The organism is Inquilinus sp. (assembly GCF_057815775.1).
Map to the genome: position 1 here is coordinate 1 of NZ_JBYRFX010000510.1, position 2,446 is coordinate 2,446.

At 69.8% G+C, this 2,446-nt stretch carries 3 protein-coding genes; all 3 read right to left on the reverse strand.

Annotated features, from left to right (window positions below):
• Positions 1-569, reverse strand: a 569-nt coding sequence (locus AC3XYG_RS17855) for an alpha/beta fold hydrolase (protein WP_489141199.1), incomplete at its 3' end; no start/stop codon positions are given.
• A complete protein-coding gene (locus AC3XYG_RS17860) occupies positions 566-1,597 on the reverse strand; it encodes an alpha-ketoacid dehydrogenase subunit beta (protein WP_489141200.1) in 1,032 nt (343 codons plus the stop codon). The genes AC3XYG_RS17855 and AC3XYG_RS17860, both read right to left, overlap by 4 nt.
• 12 nt (positions 1,598-1,609) lie before the next feature.
• Positions 1,610-2,446, reverse strand: an 837-nt coding sequence (locus AC3XYG_RS17865; protein ID WP_489141201.1) for a thiamine pyrophosphate-dependent dehydrogenase E1 component subunit alpha, incomplete at its 5' end; no start/stop codon positions are given.

Sequence of the window (2,446 nt, forward strand, 5' to 3'; positions counted from 1 at the left end):
GCCAGCACCACCCCGGACAGCGCCGCGAGGTCGCCGGCGCCGACATCCTTGCCCGAGCCGCCATGGCCGGGCAGGTCGATGGCATGGACCGGCCGTCCCGTCAGCGCCGGCTGGGTGAACAGCCAGTTGTTGAGGTCGCCGCCGAAGCCGTGGATCAGCACGACCGGCGTGCCGTCGCCCTCGCCCGTCACCAGCGCCCGGATCGCCCGGCCGCCGGCCTGGACGATCTTCGGCTCCGGCGGCGGGGCCGCGCTTTCGGCCGCCGCCGCGGCCTCGGCCTGGAACGCCGCGATGAAGCGATCGAGTTCGCCGTCGTCGACCTCGCCCTCGACCACGACACCGAGCAGGGCGCCGACCGGCAGGGTCTGCCCCTCCTCCGCCACCCGCCGGCGCAGCGTGCCGGCGACCTGGGATTCCAGCGCGTTGGTGATCTTGCTGGTCTCGATGTCGACGATTTCGGTGCCCGGCTCGATCCGCGCGCCCTCCGCCGCGGTCCAGGCGGCGAGCAGGCCTTCGGTCATCGCCAGGCCCCATTTCGGCATGGTGATGGGATGAATCGTGCCCGTCATTCCGCGGCCTCCCGCCGGCCCGGCGCGCCCATCACCGCGCGCACCGCCGCTGCCACCTTGTCGGCATTCGGCACGTAGAGGTCTTCCAGCGCGGCCGCGAAGGGCACCGGCGTGTGCGGTGGCGACACCATCTTGATCGGCGCCTTCAGGCTGGCGAAGGCATGGTCCGCCACCTGGGCGGAGATGTCGGTCGCCATGTTGCAGCGCGGGCTGGCTTCGTCCACCACCACCAGCCGCCCGGTCTCCTCGACGCTTTCCAGGATGGTGTCGAGGTCGAGGGGAGAGGTCGTGCGCGGGTCGATGATGGTGCAGTCGATGCCTTCCTTGGCCAGCATGTCGGCCGCCGCTTTGGCCATCTGCACCATGCGGCCGATGGCGACGATGGTGACGTCCTCGCCCTCGCGCACCAAATTCGCCTCGCCGAAGGGGATGGTGTAGGGCTCGTCCGGCACCTCCTCCTCCATGTCGTACAGCACCTTGTGCTCGAAGAAGATCACCGGGTCATCGTCGCGGATCGCCTGGATCAGCAGGCCCTTGGCCTCATAGGGCGAGGACGGGATGACGCATTTCAGGCCGGGGATATGGGTGAATAGCGGGTACAGGCACTGGCTGTGCTGCGCCGCGGCGCGGAAGCCGGCGCCGTACATGGTGCGGATGGTCAGCGGCGTCACCGCCTTGCCGCCGAACATGTAGCGGAACTTGGCGGCCTGGTTGAAGATCTGGTCGAAGCAGACGCCCATGAAGTCGACGAACATCAGCTCGGCCACGGGCCTGAGACCACTGGCCGCCGCCCCGGCCGCGGCACCGATGAAGGCGCTTTCGGTGATCGGGGTGTCGAGCACCCGGCTGGGGCCGAACTCCTTGTGCAGCCCCTTGGTGACGCCGAGCGGCCCGCCCCAGGCGTCCTGTTCGCCCGGCGCGCCGGAGCCGCCGGAGATGTCCTCGCCCATCAGGATCACGCGCGGGTCGCGCCGCATCTCCTGGGCCAGCGCCTCGTTGATCGCCTGGCGGAAGCTTTTCTTGGACATGGCCTGCCCCCCTCAATACGAGACGTAGACGTCGGTCAGCAGATCGGCCGGACCGGGCACCGGCGCGGCCTTGGCGTCGACCACCGCGCGCTCGATCTCCTGCCGGATCTCGGCGTCGATGGCGTCGAGCTGGCTGCCCTCCAGCAAACCGGCTTCGGTCACCCGGTTGCGGAACATGTCCAGGCTGTCGCGCTGGGCTCGGATGGCATCGACCTCACCGGGGGCGCGGTAGGTCTGGGCGTCGCCTTCGAAATGGCCGTAATAGCGGTTCAGCTTGACCTCGATCAGGGTCGGGCCTCCGCCAGAGCGGGCGCGGTCGACCGCCTCGCGCGCCGCCTCCCACACCGCGAAGAAATCATGGCCGTCGACCTGGATGCCGGGCATGCCGAAGGCATGGGCCCGGTCGACGATGTCCTGGCAGCTGACCGAGAACTTGCTCGACGTCGCCTCGGCATAGCCGTTGTTCTCGAACACGAAGATCGCCGGCAGCTTCCACACCGTGGCCAGGTTCAGCGCCTCGCAGGTGGTGCCCTGGTTCGAGCCGCCGTCGCCGGTGAAGGACACGGCGACACCGCCGGTGCCCAGCGTCTTGGCGGCCAGCGCGGCGCCGCAGATCAGCGGCGGGCCGCCGCCGACGATGCCGTTGGCGCCCATCATGCCCTTGGACAGGTCGGCGATGTGCATCGACCCGCCCTTGCCGCCGCACAGCCCGTCCTTGCGGCCGTAGATCTCCTTCATCATCGCCGCGGGGTCGCAGTCCTTGGCGATGCAATGGCCGTGGCCGCGATGGGTGCTGGCGATCGAATCCCGGTCGGTCAGGTGCAGGCAGACGCCGACGGCGCTGGCCTC